The 1,600-nt window shown below is 40.1% G+C and carries 1 protein-coding gene and 1 pseudogene; both read left to right on the top strand.

Features of this window, described 5'->3' with window-relative positions:
- A pseudogene (locus ON09_RS23630) lies at positions 1–356 on the top strand (sugar ABC transporter substrate-binding protein); the annotation flags it as partial.
- A complete protein-coding gene (locus ON09_RS23625; protein WP_010603541.1) occupies positions 353–1,444 on the top strand; it encodes a Gfo/Idh/MocA family protein in 1,092 nt (363 codons plus the stop codon). The pseudogene ON09_RS23630 and the gene ON09_RS23625, both read left to right, overlap by 4 nt.
- The last annotated feature ends 156 nt before the right edge of the window (positions 1,445–1,600 follow it).

Below are 1,600 nucleotides of genomic sequence, written 5' to 3'. Positions count from 1 at the left end.
ACGTACACACTGTATATTGGCTTTATACCATCGCCAAAGGCAGTAGAAATAAAGCAGTCGCATACGATTTTCTTCGTTTCGCACTGGCTGAAGAACAAGACAAGCAGCTGACTTTGGAGGGTGGAATTGGTTGCAGAATCTCAACATGGAAAGATAGTGAAATCAATAAAGCCATACCTTATTATCATAAATTAGAACAGCTTCATGAAGTGGCAAAAACACTTCCTCAAAAACAGAATTGGGCTGCTATTGCAGCGATAATTGATAAAATGGTTTTGCAGGCCATCAATACCGATACGCCAAGTTCGGAATTGATTCAGCTTGCCCAAAACCAAATTAACGAAATTGATAAATGAGTATTGATATAAAGTATAAGCCAGAATTACCAGAAACGAAGCAGCCCATTATCATCATTGGAGCAGGCGGAATTGTTGCCGATGCGCATTTGCCAGCTTATAAAATTGCAGGTTTTGAAGTTTTTGGAATTGTAAACAGAACTAGAGAAAGGGCGCAGAAATTAGCAGATACCTTTGGCATTCCAAATGTGTTTAATACGGTGGCAGAAGCTGTAGCCAATGCGCCGGAAAACGCAGTTTATGATTTAACTACCATGCCGGCGCAATATATTGATGCTTTAAATCAATTACCTGATGGAAGCGCGGTTTTAATTCAAAAGCCAATGGGCGATGATTTTGCTCAGGCCAATGAAATTTTGGAATTATGCAAGGCGAAAAATTTAAAAGCAGCAATAAACTTTCAGTTGCGTTTCGCCCCGTTTGTAAGCGCTGCAAGATATTTGATTGATAAGGGTTTAATCGGTGAACTGTATGATATGGAAGTTCGCGTAACCATTAAAACGCCATGGGAAATTTTTCCTCACGTCATCATTCATCCGAGATTGGAAATTCAATACCACAGCATTCACTATGTAGATTTAATTCGCTCTTTTTTGGGCAATCCGCAAAGTGTTTTAGCAAAAACCTTGAAGCATCCAGCGAAAGATTTATCGTCATCCCGTTCGACGATTTTATTTGATTATGGCGATACGATGCATGCGGTCATCAACACCAACCACGACCATGATTTCGGTCCGAACCACCAGGAAAGTTATATCAAATGGGAGGGAACCAACGGCGCAATCGTAGCAAAAATTGGTTTGTTGATGGATTATCCTCATGGCGTTCCGGATGTTTTTGAATATTGTATTGTTGAAAAAGGGAAAGCGCATGAGTGGCAAACGGTAAAGTTAGATGGCTCTTGGTTTCCTGAAGCTTTTATTGGCACAATGGCAAATCTAATGAGATTCAATGAGGGAAGCGCAGCAGTGCTGCAAACCAGCGTTGAAGATGTAATTCAAACGATGGCGGTTGTAGAAAGTGCCTATAAATCGAGTGATATTGGAGGGGTTAAGGTTTCGGGTTTTGAGTTGACAGTTAAAGGTTAAAGGTTGAAAGTTTGGGTGCACACGCTATTTGCATATTGAAAGGCCAAAGCACTAAAAATCGTTCTACTAAAATCCAGCCTAACAAATTTTTCGGAATGCAATGTCAAAGCCAACGCAGTTCCTTTAATAGAAAATTTTAAGCTGGGAGTTTTGTTT

Source organism: Pedobacter agri PB92 (assembly GCF_000258495.1).
GTDB lineage: Bacteria > Bacteroidota > Bacteroidia > Sphingobacteriales > Sphingobacteriaceae > Pedobacter > Pedobacter agri.
This window is presented reverse-complemented; position numbering and strand designations above follow the sequence as displayed.